General features: G+C 68.5%; 7 protein-coding genes and 3 pseudogenes. 5 read left to right on the top strand and 5 right to left on the bottom strand.

Translation table 11 applies throughout. From position 1 onward, the window contains the following. Nucleotides 1-536 precede the first annotated feature (536 nt). A pseudogene (locus AWW66_RS07050) lies at nt 537-1,064 on the bottom strand (DUF6244 family protein). 245 nt (nt 1,065-1,309) lie between these two features. Beyond that, nucleotides 1,310-3,250, bottom strand: coding sequence for an Hsp70 family protein (locus AWW66_RS07055; RefSeq protein WP_067361491.1), 1,941 nt, complete (start codon nt 3,248-3,250; stop codon nt 1,310-1,312). A 237-nt stretch (nt 3,251-3,487) separates the two neighbouring features. Between AWW66_RS07055 and AWW66_RS07060 the strand changes: the two genes are divergently transcribed. The 3 genes from AWW66_RS07060 to AWW66_RS07070 all read left to right on the top strand — a co-directional run bounded on the left by AWW66_RS07060 (nt 3,488) and on the right by AWW66_RS07070 (nt 9,237). Then, nucleotides 3,488-6,172 carry a LysM peptidoglycan-binding domain-containing protein gene (locus AWW66_RS07060; RefSeq protein WP_245647980.1) on the top strand — a complete coding sequence of 895 codons (2,685 nt, stop codon included), beginning with the start codon at nt 3,488-3,490 and terminating at the stop codon, nt 6,170-6,172. Nucleotides 6,173-6,250: 78 nt separating this feature from the next. After that, nucleotides 6,251-7,831 (top strand): hypothetical protein, encoded by a 1,581-nt coding sequence (locus AWW66_RS07065; RefSeq protein WP_157527231.1) that lies wholly within the window; start codon nt 6,251-6,253, stop codon nt 7,829-7,831. A gap of 155 nt (nt 7,832-7,986) precedes the next feature. After that, nucleotides 7,987-9,237 carry an IS701 family transposase gene (locus AWW66_RS07070; RefSeq protein ID WP_083978288.1) on the top strand — a complete coding sequence of 417 codons (1,251 nt, stop codon included), beginning with the start codon at nt 7,987-7,989 and terminating at the stop codon, nt 9,235-9,237. A 255-nt stretch (nt 9,238-9,492) separates the two neighbouring features. On the opposite strand, the gene AWW66_RS07075 is transcribed toward AWW66_RS07070, so the two are convergent. After that, a complete protein-coding gene (locus AWW66_RS07075) occupies nt 9,493-10,512 on the bottom strand; it encodes a hypothetical protein (protein ID WP_157527233.1) in 1,020 nt (339 codons plus the stop codon). 425 nt (nt 10,513-10,937) lie between these two features. On the opposite strand from AWW66_RS07075, the gene AWW66_RS07080 reads away from it, so the two are divergent. Continuing rightward, the gene (locus tag AWW66_RS07080; RefSeq protein ID WP_169807064.1) at nt 10,938-15,059 is read left to right on the top strand and encodes a DEAD/DEAH box helicase; all 4,122 of its coding nucleotides are present in this window, start codon (nt 10,938-10,940) and stop codon (nt 15,057-15,059) included. 31 nt (nt 15,060-15,090) lie between these two features. Here the strand turns inward: AWW66_RS07080 and AWW66_RS32495 are convergent. Next, nucleotides 15,091-15,342, bottom strand: a pseudogene (locus AWW66_RS32495) (transposase family protein); the annotation flags it as partial. A 324-nt stretch (nt 15,343-15,666) separates the two neighbouring features. On the opposite strand from AWW66_RS32495, the gene AWW66_RS07085 reads away from it, so the two are divergent. Then, entirely contained in the window at nt 15,667-16,905 is a 1,239-nt protein-coding gene (locus AWW66_RS07085) for an IS110 family RNA-guided transposase (protein ID WP_067361571.1), read from the top strand. Nucleotides 16,906-16,913: 8 nt separating this feature from the next. Here the strand turns inward: AWW66_RS07085 and AWW66_RS07090 are convergent. Continuing rightward, a pseudogene (locus AWW66_RS07090) lies at nt 16,914-17,454 on the bottom strand (transposase family protein); the annotation flags it as partial. Nucleotides 17,455-17,503: the final 49 nt, after the last annotated feature.

Consider the following 17,503-nt stretch of genomic DNA (forward strand, 5'->3'; position numbering starts at 1 on the left):
CCCCGAGTGGTCTGGGTATCCTGGATCTGCTTGATGACGAGGTCGACCCACAGATCTTGGATAGCCTCGAACCGAGTCTCGTGGTCTGGTCATCTCTTTGGCCCGACAGGCTCGACGACCGGATACGGTTCGATACGGCCAGTTCACTTACTTCACCGCGACCCGGGCGCACCGTGGGAGTCTCCTTCAAGGAGTTCTGCCGTAGCCGGTCGGCGCGGAGAGTTGATTCTCAACGACCGGACGGGCGCGGCCCCCCAGCCTTGAAGACCATCAGAGTTCCACCATCGTTTGTCGATCGGATAGCGGCATCCGTCCCGATAATCCACGCGGTTCAACTGGTTGCCTTGACCTGCCAACCTCGGCGCACGCATCTGCCGCAATCCGGGCGGCGGCCCACGTCCACCGGTTACTCATCGTGAGCAACGGACGTGTGTCGCCGAGCCGACCGCCACTGCAGCGCCCGACCGCTTCGCGCCCTGACCTCTGCACAACTGGCATACCCGACTCTGCACCGGGACCCGTATGCCGACAGCCCCTCAGTTTCCCGCCGACCCCACCTGTCGGGCCTGGCTGATGGCCGCTTCGACCGCCTGCTGCGCGGCGGTGCCGCGTTGGACGACGAGTACCAGGACCTGTTTGATGCTGTCGAGAGCCTGCAGGAGTGGGCCGGGTTGCCCGCCTTGAAGGACCGCGCTGACGAGCTGTCGGGCGTGACCGATGTGCGCGATCGTCGAGGTGGCGGCTTCCCGGGCGGCGGCGACGCCCTGTCCGACCGGGGCCAGCGCGGCGACGGTCTCCTGCGGCGTGGCCTCCCGGGGAACCCTTGCGGTGGCGGTGGCCGCCTCTTCGACCGCGGTGGTGAGGTTGCCGAGTCCGCCCTGGATGGTGGAGATCGCGGCGCGTACCTGGGCGATGCCGGCGGCGACCGCCGCGAAACCCGCGCCGGCGGCCCGTACGGCGACCTGCTCGGCCTAGTTGTCGGCTGCGGCGGTGAGGCTCCGCGCCCGCTCGACACCGGTCGTCAGGGCACGCAGCTCGCCGGTGATCTCTTCGATGCTCGACACGTACCAGCCACCCCGACCGAGAACGGACTCCGACGCCTGCAACCGACCCGGCCCCGCCGACCCCCTGCGACACCCCGACGCCGGGGCCGGGCTGACCCGACGAAGCCGAGCTTGGCAACGCCTGGCCTGCCGGCAGCAGGTCACGCGCGACCACCTGTCGACGGTGGGATCGGCCGGATCCTCCCGCGTGTGGGGGAGGGGTAGGCAGGTGTGACCGCGATGGACCGCGTGGCGCCGACCGTTGCTCAGCTGTGGGGTCGGTTGACGAGCCGGTGTAGTGCCGCTCCGGCGTTGGGGAAGGCGAGGTGCAGGGTTTTGGTGGTGAGCCGGACTGCCCACCAGGTGAGTGCGGCGAGGTAGGCGACGATCAGGGCGCTCTTGGTGCTGTAGGTGAACACGAGGGCGTAGGCGATGGCCACGCCGGGGACGGCGAGGGCGCGCAGCACGCGGCTGTCGGTGATGGTCAGGATGGTGGCGGCGCCGAGCAGGGCTGCCCCGAGGCTACCGACGAGGCCGGGCATGCCGGTGAGGTCGACCGGGATGGTGAGGCTGAGCGCCGCGCGCATGAGGAACATGCCGGCGGCGGCGAGCAGGGCGTAGTGGATGGCGGGGCGGGCGAGGGCGAGCCAGGTGGGCAGGGCGTCGGCGGGGATGCGGGGTGCGGTGACGGCGATGAGTGCGGTGCAGGCGGCCAGGGGTAGGGCGGCACCGAGGGTCCAGGTCAGGTATGGCCGGTAGTCCAACTCGAGGGCGGTGCCGGTGGCGAGTCCGTAGAGCGTGGCGGTGATGAGCCCGCTGACGGCGGCGGCGAGGTATCCGCGGCGGATGAGGCTGCCGGTGGTGGGTTCGGCTGGTGATCCGGTGGGGGTGCCGGCGAGCCAGGTGGTGGGGGCGAGGTGGGCGATGACGAGCGCGGTGAGCATGGCGAACGCGCCGGAGGAGCCGATCTGGGGCACGGAGGTCCGGGCGCCGACGACGTAACTGTCGACTGTCGTGATGTCGGCGGTCAGGACGGGTTGCAGGAGCAGTATCAGGGAGCATGCGCCGAGGGCGAGGATGCCGGCGAGGTCGGTGATGCGCAGCCGGACGCGGGGTAGCCGTGCGGCGGCGGCGCGTGGGCCGGGCTGGTGGGCGGCGGTGAGGGCCAGGGCTCCGTCGGCGAGGGCGTGGGGATGGTCGACGACGCCGGGAGTGGTGCCGGTGGCGTGCGCGAGCCGTTCGGTGAGCGCGGGTATGCCGGGGGCTGGTCGCACGATGACGCCGGCGAGGTGTGCGGTGTCGACGTCGGCGGCGTCGAGGACCTCCTTGACGGTGTGGGCGGCGGTGTCGAGGAAGGGTTGGGTGGCGGTGGTGACGTCGTCGCGGGTGATGACGGCGGGCTGCCGGGGTGCGGGGAGCAGGACGGGCGCGCGGTCGTGTTCGACGAGGAGGTGACGGGCGGCGCGGACGGACTCCAGGAGGGCGTGCCGGTCGTCGGCGGGGGCGTCCGGGGGGTGGTTGATCGTGGTGCGGAGGGGGTCGTCGTCGGGGGTGGCGGCGTCGATGACGCGGTGGGCGATGAGGTGGTCGAGGTCGTGGGGGGTGGTGATCTGTTGGGTGGCGAGTTCGCGGTAGTGGTCGCCGACGAGTTGGAGGACGGTGAGGGTCGCCGGGTGGCGGTCGACTTGGCAGACGAGCACGCAGGAGTTTGGGGGCACGGTGAGGCCGAGGGTCGTGGCGTAGGCGGTGAGGGCGGCGGGTGCGGTGACCAGGGTGGGTGCGGGTAGTCCTGCGCGGTGGGCGGCGTCGTCGAGGTGTCCGCGGCGTCGTGGTCCCCAGTGTGGGGGGATCGTCAGGGTGAGCTCGGTGATCGGTTGTCCGATCTGGTGGGCGGCGTAGAAGGTTGTCTGGCGTAGGACGGCGGCGAGGAGTTCCACCGGGTCGGGTGGTGCCGCATCGTGGGTGTGGGTGGGTGTGCCGAGCAGGTCGGTCGGGTTGTCGACGTAGCGGTGGTCTGCGGGGAGGGCCCGCGCGGCGGCGTGGTCGAGGCCGACGTAGAGCTGACCTGTGGGGCCGATGGCGACGCCGGTGGGCATGACGATGCGGCCGTCGATGAGGATCGGGACTGTGGCGCCCTGCCGGTGAACGGTGACGGCGATGGTCGCGGAACTGAGATCGATCGACGCCCTGGCGCCCCCGCTTGGCATGTGGGGCAGTCTCGCCCGTGAGGGCGCCGGGCCGTCAACCGCGATTCTCGCGGGTGATCTTTTGTGCGCGGATGGTGAGAATTCCTCTTGATCGAATAGCCAGGGTCGTTCATTCTCGTGTACCCCGGGAAGATTGACGATCAACGGTGGGAGGGGCGGGTGCCGCGAGTGTCCCCGGACAGAGACGACCGCCGGGCGGACTATGGCGACCGCGCCACGGTCCATCCTCCTCGGGACGTGACCCCGCGCCGGGCGCCCGTGTCACGGTCGCTGGCCGGTGCCGTGCGCGCGGTCGTCGGCACCGGCGTCTTCCTGGTGGTGGTGCCGGCGCTGCTGTGGCTCGTGGGCGGTAATCCCGTCCGCAGGCTGCCGGCGTGGTCGCAGGTCCTGGCATGGTTCGACAACATCAGCGGACGATTCACCACCGACGTTCTCACCGGCGTGGCGCTGTGGGTGATGTGGCTGCTGTGGGGTGTGTTCGCGCTGCTCCTGCTGGCCGAGATCGTCGCGGTGCTGACCCGCTGGCGTATTCCGGTGCTCAGACTGCCGGCCCCGCTGCACCGGCTCGTGTTCGGACTGGCCGGCACCGCTGCCTTCGCGATCACCTCCGCCGGCTCCCTCGACCGTACGGCGGGCCCGGACCAGTCCGCTGTGTCCGCCGCCGCGACCGTCCGCACCGACATCTCTCGGCAGGCAGCCGCCCGCGGGGCGGCCTTCGTCTATGTCGGTGACCAGCGCTACGTCTACACCGTCGACCGCAACGACACTATGTCGAAGGTCGCCAAGGAGTGGCTCGGCGACGCGGACCGATGGCCGGAGATTTGCCGGTTGAACAAGCACCGCCACTTCCCGGGCGCGGGCGGCACCCTGCGCGACTGCGACCTCATCTATCCCGGCTGGGAACTTCGACTGCCGGCCGACGCCCGACCACCGCAGGCCGCCAGACCAGCGACACCGCCCACGCACCCCCCGGCGACCACGCCCGGTCCCGCTGAGCCACCCACACCGCCGAGCACCGCCCCCGACCCCTCGGATCCCGCGCCCGGCAGCACCGAGACAGCCAGCGCTGCCCCCAGCACCGCCTCACCGGCAGCCCCGAACGACACCGGAGCCTCGCCGAAACCCTCATCCGCGGAGTCCCACCCCGCCAGCCCGGCGCCGGCCTCGCCGACCGCCCCCGACGCACCCCGACCGCCGGTGGCCGCGAATGACGACGGGGTGCAGCTGTCAACCACCACCTGGCTGCCCTGGACGCTCGCCGCCGCGATCAGCGCCACCACCACACTGGTCTGGCTCCACCGCCGCCGCCGCTACACCGGCCAACCCGACACCGACCCACCCGTCGACCTGCCCGCCCCGGTGACCCAGCTCCGCCGCGCCGTGACGGCCCGCACGACCGAACCGTCAGCCCCCGACCCCGACAACGACGAGCCGTCAGACCTCGTATCCGACCTTGCGTCGCTGCCGCCCGGCGGACTCGGTGTCGTCGGCGACGGCGCGTACGCCGCCGCCCGCGCTGCCCTCGTCGCCGTCCTCGCCTCCGGCGACCGCCACCAGCCCGACGCCTGCGGCGAGGTCGTCATCGACGCCGGGACCCTGGGCGCGCTCCTCGGCGCCGACGCGACCAGCCTCGCACCATGGCCCCGGCTGCACGTCGTCGACAGCACCGACGCCGCCCTCACCGCGATCGAGGCCCGGCTCCTGCACCGCAGCCGCATCCTCGACGAGCAGGCGCTGACCGACCTGGACAGCTCACACCAGCACGCCTCCGACGGAGAGACACTGCCACCGGTCGTGCTCATCACCGAGGCCCCACCCACCGGAGCGGGCATCCGCGCCAAGACCGCCCTCCACCTCGGCGGGGACCTGCACGTGACCGCGTTGCTGCTCGGCGCATGGGAACACGGCACCACCATCGCCGTTGACCCGAACGGGCACCACGCCCTCACCGCTGGGCCGCCCGCCGAGGCGATACCCCTGCGGCTGCCGGTGCTCGAACCGGTCACCGCGACCCAGATCCTGGCCACCCTGCGCGAGGCGCACACCGGTGAACCGCCCGCCCCGCCGACCGTGCCGGACGCCGGCGTGCCCCTGCACGTGAGCCGCACCGAGAGCACGACCGCCGGCACGGACCCGCCCCTCCCGGCCACGCCCAGCCATTCAGTGGAGACGGACGCCGGGCGGGCACGGCTCCGGGTACTCGGCCCACCGCGTATCGACGGCATCACCGCGGAAGGCCGCCCGCTGCGCGCCAAGGCGCTGGAACTGGCCGTGTACCTCGCCGTCCACCCCGACGGCGCCACCACCCGCGACGTCGGCGAATACCTCGAACCCGACGCCCGCCTCAGCCAAGCCGACCAACGCGTGCACACCAACGCCTCGAACCTGCGCCACGTCCTCGGCCGCGCCGGCACCGCAGACACAAAAAACGCCTACGTCATCAAAACCTCCGGACGGTACCGGCTCGACCCCGCAACCGTGGACGTCGACGTCTGGCGACTCCGCGACCTGATGCGAGCCGCCACCATCGCCACCGGACCACGCCGCCGCGACCTCCTCACCGCCGCCTGCGAACTCTCCACCGCGCCCCTCGCCGAAGGCCAGGACTACGAGTGGCTGCAGCCGCACCGCGAGACAGTCCGCAGGTGGGGCACCGAAGCCCACCTCCTACTCGCCGACGACCTGCTCGACACCGCACCGCAGGCCGCCTCCGACCTCCTCGACAAGGCGATCGGCCTCGACCGCTACAACGAAGCCCTCTACACCAAGGCGATGCACGCCCGCCACGCCCTCGGCGACGCCGACGGCATCCGGACCCTGCTCCGTGCCCTGACCAAAGCCCTCGCCGATCTCGACGCCGGACCACGGGACGACACGGTCACGCTGGCCGACCAGCTCCGTACGAGCCTGAACGGACGGTGATCTGCAGATCCTCCTGCGTCTGCCAAAAGCGGGTGTCGTTCCTTGTGAACCGGATCCAAGACGTCGAAGGTCGTGAGGGTGCAGAGATGGGATCCGTTGAAGGAACACCAACTGCTGTTGTTGCGCCGGATCGGCGAGGGGGACGACCTCAGCGGCCCCGACGGGGTGGACCAGCGCCTCTCGGCCCGGGCACTGCAGACCCGTCGGCTCGTCGACGTCAGCCGTCGGGGCGGCGTGTGGCGGGCCCAGATCACTGACGCCGGCCGGTTCTACCTCGACAACGGCGTCCATCCCGACCACCCAGACCGCCTCATGGAGGCCACGACGGCCCCTCGCCAACTCGACCGGACCACCATCACCGGCAAGCAGGGCAAGCCGGCCCAGGGCCAGTCGCGACCCGTCGATGCCGCCACGGCGGCCGAATCAAAGCAGTCCACAGCCACCGCGACGGTCGAGCAGGCCCGACAACTCGTTGAACGCCTTCAGGCGGAGGGCGGAACCGTACGAGTCGAGAGCCCTGCCCCCGAGGAACGCGCCCTGTACCGGCGGGTCATTCACGCCGCCAAGCAGCACAGCCTCGTGCCCGCCGGGTTCCACCTCAAGCACACTGGCCGCGCCGCCGGTGACCTGATCATCCGCCTGTCTAACGACGAAGCCCCAGACGAGACGGACTGGAACCGGATCCGGCTTAACACTCGCCGCGTCACCACCGACCCCGACCTCGTTTTCGCCGCGCTGGAGAAGGACCCGGCCGGACTGGAGGTCACGGAGGCGTCGGTCTCCAGGGCGCTGGACCTGATCCATGGCCTCGCCGCCGAGGCCCGAAGGCGAGGCCACCGAGTCGGGGTGAATACCAAGACCAAGCACCCCTCCGTCTACCTTCAGGTCGACAAGATCCGACGCAGGGTCAAGCTGATCGAGAAGTACGACGAGGTTCCGCACGTTCCCACCGATCAGGAAACCCGGCAGCTGCGACGCAACCGTTGGCTGGTGCTCCCCAAGACCGACAAGGTTGCCTCCGGGCGTCTGCGGCTGGAAATCGTCCGCGCCGGCTGGGATAAGAAAGACACCTGGGCGGACGACAGACGCACCACGCTGGAGAAGCGACTTCCCCGGATCGTTCGGGACGTCGAGGCCGGGATTGTCGCTGACGAGGAAGCCCGTGTGGCCGCCCAGCGAGCCCACGACGACTACCTCGCCGAGCAGGAGCGTCGGGAAGCGGAGAAGCGACTCCAGTGGCAGGCGGCTCTCGACGAGGCCCGCCCCCTGGCCGCGGAACTCCAGCGCAGGATGGCGTTCCGTCTGGCCTACGACTCCTGGGTCTCCGCCGACGAGATCCGCGCCTTCTGCAACGCACTCGAGCGAGCCGCCCCCGACGGCCCAGCCGACTCGGAGAACTGCGCCCGATGGGTCGCCTGGGCGCGAGCCGCCGCCGACCGCCTCGACCCCACCCGAGGAGACGGCGCCATCGCCGCCATCGACTTCGACATCGAACCCGAGCCCGACGACCTACGGCCCTTCATCGGCGACTGGAGCCCGCACGAGCCCTACCGCGAATACCGATCCGAGCGCGACAGGCAGGCCATCGAGGATTCTCGAATCCAAGCCGACACCTGGCACCATGGCATGCGCGGACGAGCTACCTGGTGGCGCAGATAGCCGAGATCATTGATCCACGGGTTTGACCAGTTCGGCATCGGGTCGTAGCGGCTGAAGTCCACCTCGTTTCGAATTTCCTGCCAAGCACTAGTAGTACTTTGTCACATTTCGGCATACTTCGGGGGCTGTTGGTGTGGTGAGTCGTTGGCTCTGGTGTGGATGTTCGGGCAGTAGAGCGTCTGGGCGGTGATCTGGCCGAGTTCACCGGTGAGGTGTTCGGGTCGTTGACCCGCGCCGGGTGGCAGGATCGGGCCGGGCAGTATGTGCGCGGGTTGATGGTGGACGGGCGGCGTAAGTCGATCCAGCCGATGGCGGGCCGTCTGCCGGGTGTGCATGATCAGGCGTTGAACCATTTCGTGACGAATAGTCGGTGGGACGTGGTGCCGGTGCGGCGACGCCTGGCGCAGCGGATGGATGAGGCGATCACGCCGGCGGCGTGGGCTCTTGATGACACGGGCTGGCTCAAGTGCGGTGCCGCGTCGCCGGGGGTGGCCCGGCAGTACACCGGCACGGCGGGCAAGGTCACCAACTGCCAGATCGGGGTGAGTCTGAACCTGGTCACCGACATGGCGTCGTGCCCCGTCGACTGGCGGTTGTTCCTGCCCGAGTCGTGGGATCCCTGCTCGCCGGAGGCCGCCGCCGATGTCGATCAGCGGCGGACGCGGGCGCAGATCCCCGACGGCGTCGGGCATCGGGAGAAGTGGCGCCTCGGGTTGGACATGATCGACGAGGTGATCGGGTGGGGCCTGCGACCCCCGTTGATCGTGGCGGACGCCGGGTACGGCGACAGCGGCGAGTTCCGCCACGGCCTGACGGAACGTGGCCTGTCCTATGTGGTGCAGGTGGCCACCACGATCGGCGTTCAGCAGCAGACAGCGGTCCGTACCGCGCCACCGGCCAACTGGACCGGACGGCCACCGGCCCAGCGGTACCGGGACCCCGCGACCTCGGTCAAGAACCTCGTCCTTTCCCACGGCGCTGCCGCGGCCCAGCCGGTGTCCTGGCGTGACGGTTCCCGCACTCGGGCAGGCCGGCCGGTGAAGATGCGCTCCCGGTTCGTGTTCCTGCGGGTCCGGCCAGCCGGACGGGTCCTGCTCGCCGCCCACCGCGACCAGGACCTACCCGAAGCGTGGCTGATCGCCGAGTGGCCACCCGACCGCGACGAACCCACCAAGTACTGGCTGTCGAACCTACGCGCCACCACCGCGAAACGCACCCTCATCCGATGGGCGAAACTACGCTGGCGCATCGAACACGACTACCGCGAACTGAAGACCGGCCTCGGCCTCGACCACTACGAGGGCCGCACCTGGCAAGGCTGGCACCACCACGTCACCCTCGTATCCGCCGCTCACGCCTTCTGCACCCTGCAACGCCTCGACCCAAAAGCCCCCGCGCCGGCCTGACCCTCTACGCCGTACTCCACGAACTACAAGCCCTCCTGGCCAGGCTGATCGGCGCGTGTCCCACCTGCAAAACCCGCTTCCCCACAAGACGAAAACCCCGAAACCGTCCCCGATCATGACAAAGCACTACTAGCGGGCCGAACGCGTCCCAGGCGGCCTCGTGCATGGTCCTCAGCACGGCGTCACGCAGGCCGAACCCGCGTGGGAGGGCGGCCGGCAGATCGCCGCTGATGCCCGCACCGGTGAAGACAGCCGTCATGGCTTGGCCGCCACTGTCGAGCGCCAGATCGCCTCGAACTGGTCCAGCCAATAGACGTACCAGGCGCCGTCGTCGCGGGTCAGATGGATGTGCATGCGCGACCGGATGGCGTCGTTGCGGAAGGCGTGAAACTCAATGTTGGCGTAGCCGCCGGCCGCGTGAGGGTTCACCGCGACCAGGCTGAAGCCCGGGTTGAAGGCAATCTCCCTGTACGCGAACGTGCCTTTGACCTGCCATTCCGCCATCGTCGCGAGCCGTGTCCGCGTCTCGCGCAGCGACTCGGCCGCCGTCTGCACCGGATAGTCTAGCAGCGCGTCGAGTTGCTCCGAGATCGGGTCACCCGGGTCGAATTGCTCTAGTACCACGATCCGCACCGAGCCGCCATCCCGTGCGAGCGGCCCGCGGCGCAGAATGTCGCAGCGTTCCTCCGTGAGGAAGTTCGAGCCGACCGGCGCGAAGATCCACACATCCTTAGCGTCGCGCAGGTCGTCTGTGACCGGGTTGCGGTCATAGTCACTGCGGTCGAGGAAGCGGTCCTCCCGATGGTTTGCGAACGCGACCCGCAGCAGCAGGAAGCCCAGCCCAGCGAAGAGCACGGACCACCGTACGCTGTCTGGAAGATCTGCCCCGACGATCAGCAGCACTGCGAAGATCAGCACGACCAGCGTGGTCGCGTAGAGATCGATGTTCCGCCGATGCCGGATGTCCGTCAGGATCTGCTTCACGTGCCGCCGCATACTTGCCATCATGCCGTCTACAGTGTTGTGACCCGGACACCCGTCCAGGAGGTGTCGGCCCGGTCGCCGGGTATGATCACCACGGTGGCGCCCTTCGTCCTCTTCCCCGGTCGGCATCACCTGCTGACCCGCTTTCGGGCCGATTATCTGCTCCGGCTCGCCATGGGCGACTTGACGATCGTATGGGCAGTCGCCTCGGCAAACCATGAGAACACGAAGCGCAATCCCGTCCCGTACCACCGCCGCGAGGCCGCCATCAAGCGGGTTCAGCATGCTCACCGGACTCCGCTCCGTCGTCGTGCCGATCTTCGATATGCACCAACCGATGCCTTTGCCGAGGTGACCCTCAAGACCATCGCGGACGCCACCGGGCTCGGCCTCACGCCCGCGAACACCCTGGTGGTCTGCGCCACCCCGCAGGTAGCCAAGCGATACGAGCGTCTCGGCTTTCCGATTGCGGCACTGCCAGCTGCGCCTCGTCTTGCGCCGAGCCGATGTGCTCGGTGTCCCGCGAGCCCCGCCGCAAGGAGTCCACGATTTGCACCCTCTGGCCCTCGGGGCCGTCTTCACCGTACGTATGGAGACAAAGCCGACACACCTACAATGACCGATTTATTGTGAACCAACAGACGAGATCCCCAGCTCAGCGGCCTACACGAACCCAAAATCGAGCTCAGCAATAAGAGTCGGGTACGATGCCGCATATGGCCCCCGAAGAGACCTGGAAACAAGATCTCGTCGAGCGTGCCCGCGCGGGGAAAGTGGTCCTGGTCTGCGGCGCCGGCCTCAGTGTTGCGATCAGTGGCAACACGCAAACGGCAACCTGGCCTGGGCTAATCGACTCAGGATTGGACTATCTGGGCGGCCTACGTCCTGAGTGGGGCAATGCCGTCGGCAGTCTCCGTGGACTGATCGAGGCCGACCCCTCGGTGGACTCCTACATTACGGCGGCGGAGTGGATCAACAGGGTCTTCAAAGGGCAAGCGCGGGGGGAGTTCCTCGACTGGATCCGGCGTACCATCGGCAGTCTCAGGCCGATTGACCGCGGATTTGAGTCGGTTCTGCGGCAACCAGTCCCGGTTCTCACCACCAACTATGATCAACTACTAGAGGGCGTCTCTAGTCGACTTGGGATGACCTGGACCGAAATTGATCAGCGGGACCGTTTTCACGAGAATCCCGCAGATTACGTCTTTCACCTTCATGGCCGGCACGAGCTACCGGACTCGATCGTACTGTCCGGTTCGGACTATCAGCGTCTGTCGTCGGACCAGACGACAACTGAGGTACTTCAGGCCTTTGCCGCTAGTCACACGTTCATGTTCCTCGGCTACGGCGCGGGTCTGGCCGATCCGAACTTCACCGGCTTCCTGCAATGGTACGAGCAGCGCTACGGCGGTACTGGCCGTCGGGCCTACGTCCTGGTCCGGGCGGTCGACCTGCCCGTCGACCGGCTCCAGGGCAAACTGGCCTACCTGCCGTATGGCGCGACGTACAAGGATCTGCCCGGTTTTCTCGACGAACTCTTTGGCGCCTCCCCCGCCCTAGCCACGCCTCCGGTCGTTGCGGTCGTTCCGGAGCCGGTCGACAGCAGCCTGGACCCGCTGAGGCTGCTGCCTGCCTCGGTGCAGAGGAAGGCAGCCGACCAGATCGGGATGGCGAGCGCGCGCGAAGACGTGCAGAAGCGGATGCTTAGCGCGGCGGTCGGGGCCACCGATTCCCGGCAGGCCGCGCTGATTAGCGCGGTCACCGGCACGGGCAAGACCACTGTGGCGCGGCTCGCGATGAACTACGCGGTCGGCACCGGGCACTCCACCGTGATGATCTTCCCGACCAAGGCGCTGGTCGCTCAGGAGTCCCGTGAATGGGAGAGCTGGGTCGAGGCCTGGCGAGGTGACCGAAAGATCCGGGTCTATCCGTCATCCCGGGACTATCCGGAAAACGACTCGCCGGTCTCCAAGGGTCGATTCGAAGTTGCCATCGCGATCTACGAGAAGCTACTCGGCTACCTGATCTCCGGCCAGCGCACCCTGGGCAAGACCTCGTTGCTGGTGGTTGACGAGATGCAGACCCTCGTCGAGGATCAGAAACGGGCGGCCAAACTGGAAAGCCTGTTGACAATGGTGCGCCTGATGCCTCAGGAGGAACGGCCTGGCATTCTCGGCCTGTCGGCCACCATGTCCGCGCAGTCGACCGAAGTGCTGCGCAGTTGGCTCGGAGTGGACACATTTAGCTTCGTGCAGAGCAGCAAGCGGCCGGTACCGCTGGACACGTACGTGATGGACAGTAACCGGTGGCGGTTGCAACGCGACGCGCACCTAATGAGCCTCTCCGAGCGGGACGCCCAGCTTCCCGAGCCAGTGACCGAGGAGCACGACCTCGCCGACATCACCCGCAACTCCACGCGTGACCGGATCCAGGTTCGCGGGCTGAGCACCGGGCCGCTGGCCGTCTCGCTGGTCACCCGCCTACTCAACGAGGACCGGAAGACCCGGATCCTGGTCTTCGTGCCGGGCCGGACAGCGGCCCAGGAACTCGCTCTGGCAATCCAGAAGTCACTCGACGCGACCATGGGCGCCGTTGCCCGGCGGCGCGGATCACCGTGGCAGATCGGCCGGTTCGCCGATCCCGACGTTGACGCGGACGCCGCTGAGCGGCGGTTCCTCGCGTTGCAGGACACTGACCTGCCGCTGGCGTCCGAGGTGGTCCGCGGCCTGCGGACCGGGGTGGCGTACCACAGCGCCCGGCTGTCGCCACGGTTGCGGCGCGACCTGGAGGACGACTTCCGAGACCGCTGCGGTGTGCTAAGGGTACTGGTTGCCACGGACACGCTCGCGATAGGCGTCAACCTGCCCGCCGACGTGGTGATCGCGACCAGTATCTCCGGGTACGGCTCGGACCGGCTGCGCCGGCTCAGCATGCCAGCCGAGCTGGACAACAAGGCCGGACGCGCCGGTCGGCGCGGCGTCGCGAACAAGGAACGCGGCGCCTTCTATATCTTGGTTCCCAGCGAGCGTGACTTGCAGGGGGTAGCCGGTCTCACTGCGGACTCGGTGCTGTCGCTGTCGTCAATGGATGGAGTTTTCGAGCGATACGTGGTCGGGCATGAGCGCACCGATCGAGTGACCGGGAGGATCCGGGAACTAGACGACATCGCCCTGCTCTCGCTGCACGTGCTTTGTTCGGACGGCTTCGGTCGGCGGATGCCGCAGCTGGCGACCCGGGTCGGCTCGGTATTGAAGGCGTTGCTCGCCGCCCAGGAACCCGACGTGCAGCTGCCCGCCGACGCCGAGGTGATTGAGCGCCTGTCCGTCCTGGGCCTGCTCGACCGGGACGCGGACGACAAGCACCGGCCCACCCGGCTGGGTGAGGCGCTGGCCAAGTCCGGGCTGGCCCTGGGCAGCGCGCACGTCCTGGAACTGCTATCCCGGCTGGCGACGCAGGGCACCGGCGATATCGACCTACTGTTTCACGCCTGCCGCAGCGACGAGATCGAGGGGGTGACCGCATGGGTGGGCCTGCCCGGGGTGCACCCGCGGCACTACCCGTCCCTGAAGGAGAACATCCAGACATACGCGCTGGCTTATCTCCACGAGGAGGAGGTGCGACGCAAGTATTGCGCCCAGTACTTCGGCACGAAGCGGTACGCCCTGCCGGCCAAGTTCGTGGCCGAGGGACAGGTCGTGGCGTCGAGGGAACTGCGCGAGCTGCTGGCACGGGAGGTGGAGGAGGTCGACGACCGGGACGCCGCCGCCCTGCTGCGCGCGCTGGTGGCCTTCGAGTGGAGCCGCGGCATCCCATACGCCGAAATTAAGGCCCGGTTCTCGGCGGCCATTCGCTCCGATGAGACCCGCCGCAACGAGCGTCCGGTCGAGCTATCGCTGCACTACAGCGACATCGAGCAGCTCTGTGAGCAGGTCGCCGGGGTGATCCGCGGCGCCGCCGAGATCTCTTTTTCGGATCACCACGACTGGTCCACGCGGATGATCCTGCTGGCTCTACAGACCGAGGTCGGGCTGCCGGCCTGGCTGGCGCCGATCGTCAAGCTGCGCATCGACGAATTGCACCGCAACCGGCTCGCCCGGCTGTGGGAGGCGCAGCCGGTGACCGAGGGCTGGGCGACGGTGCTGGACTTGCCCGGCATCGTGGACCACCCCGGCATCAGCGAGCAGAGCCGGCAGAACGCCCGGGATCGGCTGGAGCGGCGGGAACGGGAAGAGTCCGAGTTCCGGCACCGGGTGGCGCAGCAGTTGGCTGGCGTGTACGTGCCCGGCACCGGCGGGATGTCCTTCGAGGAATTCGGCGAGGAGTTGCACAAATCCAGCTCCCACGACGAGTACGTCGATTTATGGGAAGAGATTGCCGGTGGCCTGGGCATCGCCTTCGAGAGGCGCAAGCTAGCCGAGCACACCGAAATGCTTTGGAGCGCCGGAGCGGTCGACGTCTTGTTGAAGATCCCGCACAACGAGGTGGGCCAGGAAGAGGTGCAGATGTTCGCGCCGGACGAGGGCCTGGTGATCCTCAATTCGCGGCTGCGGCCGTCGGCCTACAGCGAGCTTGCCGGGAAGCCGACAGTTGCCCGGTTCGTGCCACCGGAGTTCGTGCTCACCCTGGTCGCCCGACTGGTCGACGCGCGCGGTGACGCGCTGGAGGCCGAGGAAGTGCTGGAGCGGCTGGCCGAGCAGCGGGTCAGCGTCATCGACGCGGAGAGCGTGAACGTCTCGCTGGACGTGGCTGGCTCGCACCCGCCGTGGCCGGGGCCGATGCCTCAGATACCGCCAGACCCGTCCCGGCTGACCGAGATGCCAGAGGACGAGGCGGACTGAAGGGTCCGGGGCGATCCTCAGTGAGCCATTTTCATCCTGGGTAGCGGTTGGTTTCGACGTGGTGCAGGACGAGGATGGCTTGGACGATCGAGGTTGCCCGCTGTGGGCAGCAGCGCAGCTTGTTCAGGATTTTCCAGGTCTTGAGGGTGGCGATCGCGCGTTCGCCGCGAACGCGAATCCTGGCGTGCGTCCGGTTGATCGTCTTCTGCCGGGGTGACAGCTTCGGCCGGTAGCGGCGCCGCTTGAACGGTGTGCGCACGCTGCCGTGGGCTCCTTGGTAGCCCTAATGGGTTCAGAGTGGGTCGGGCTTGTCGCGACTCCTTTGGTATCCCCGGCGCTTGACGCCTCATGACAAGGCGGGAGCTGCGGCGGGTCCGGCCCGCTCTGCAGGGTCGGGTCCGCTTGGATCTGTTCGTGGTTCGAGCCCGCCAGCACGGAGCATCCCTCGGTCATTCGGGGCCAGGAGCCCTCGACGTAAGACGGGGAGCCGTGCCGGTTGCTGGGATCAAGGACGGCTCATCGGATGTCAGGCCATCGAGCCTTTCCATTAGGGCGCCGCGCGATCCCGACCAGGGCAAGAACCAGACCAAAACCCAGCATGGAGGACATGTTAAAGGTCACGTGCGGCATCGACTGGGCCGAGAAGCACCACGACATCGCGCTCGTCGACGAGAACGGCACCCTGGTAGCGAAGGCCCGCATCACCGAATCTGTCGAAGGCCTCCAGACGCTTCTGGCGATGTTGGCCGATGTCGGCGACAGCAGCGGCTGCCTCATCCCGGTAGCGATCGAGACCCCGCGTGGGCTGCTGGTCGCAGCGCTGCGCGCCACCGGCCGCCCGGTCTACCCGATCAACCCGATGGCCGTCGCCCGCTATCGGGAACGTTACTCGGCGTCGGGCAAAAAATCCGACCACGCCGACGCGGTCGTGTTGGCAAACATCCTGCGTACGGACATGCATGTGCACCGGCCGCTGCCCGCCGACACCGAACTCGCCCGCACGATCGCCGTCCTCGCTCGTGCCTGCCAGGACGCGACGTGGCGGCGCACCCGGGCCGGCAACGAGCTGCGGTCGCTGCTGCGCGAGTACTACCCGGCGATGCTCGAAGCCGCCGCCAACCGCAGCGGGAACCTGGCCACACCACTGACCCGGGCCTTGCTGGAGCTCGCCCCGACACCCGCCGCAGCAGCCACGCTGTCCAAAGCCCGTATCGCCGCCAGGCTGCGCCGGGCCGGCCGTTCCCGCAACATCGACGAGGTCGCCGCCGAACTCCACGCCATCCTGCGCCGGCCCCAACTGCGTCAGGATCCGCTCGTCGAGCACGCGATGGGCGTCCAAGCACTGCGGTTGCTGGCCACGCTCACCACGGAGTGCGCAAGCATCGAACACCTGGCGGCGGCCGTCGAGACAGCGTTCCAGCAGCATCCGGACTACGAGATCATCACCAGCTTCCCCGGCATCGCAGCCCAGGCCGGCGCCCGGCTGCTGGGCGAGATCGGCGACGATCGCGCCCGCTTCGCCGATGCCCGATCGCTGAAGGCTTTCGCCGGGGCGGCACCCGTGACGCGAGCTTCCGGCCGCAGCCTGGTCGTCTCTCAACGCAGGATCAAGAACGACCGACTCGCCGCTGTCGGCTTCACCTGGGGTTTGTCAGCGCTCAACCTGTCGCCCGGCGCGCGAGCCCACTACGACCGGCGCCGAATCACCGGCGACGGCCACGCCGCCGCCTTCCGCCACCTGTTCAATCGCTTCCTCGGCTGCCTGCACCACTGCCTGAAGACACGGGAGCGCTACCGAGAAACAACGGCCTTCCCGACTCCGGCCGAAGCCCCCGCCGCAACTTGACAGTTATACCCATCGGATGTCTTGTCCACGAAGGTCACGTCCGCGCTGGTCAGTGCGTCGATAATGCGGTGGGTGCGGGCGGCGGTGAGGTCGTGGGTCGAACCGGGCAGTGCCGGTGAGGCCCAGGGCGAGTCGGCCGGCCGCGTCGGCAATGACCTGTACGTTGACGCTGTGGCGCTTGTGCTTGCCGGAGTAGTACTGCTTCTGGCTTGCGACGCGGTCGATCGCAATTAGGGTGCCGTCCAGGATCGCGTACGCCAGGCGGCGGATGCGCCGCATCGCCGTGGCGAGGTCCTCGGCGACCGCGGCGAGGAGCGTGATCGCTTCCTGCACGCGGCGCCAGGCGGTGGCGACACCGACGGTGAAGCCAGTAGCGAGGCGGTTGTCGGTGTCACAGTTGCGCAGGTGCGCCAGGGCGAGCAGCGCCTGCCGGCCCGGGTTGGGACGTCGCCACCGGGATCGCCGCTGGTTGCGGTGCGCTCGGATGCGCTCGGCGAGGTGGTTCAGGGTGCGGCTGGACAGCGGGATCGCGGAAGGGTAAGACAGCAAAGGCGAGGCTCCCGGTCGAAGCATCGGATCTTGGTCGACTGCTGTCCTA

This window comes from Micromonospora rosaria (genome assembly GCF_001567585.1).
Taxonomy (GTDB): Bacteria; Actinomycetota; Actinomycetes; order Mycobacteriales; family Micromonosporaceae; genus Micromonospora; species Micromonospora rosaria.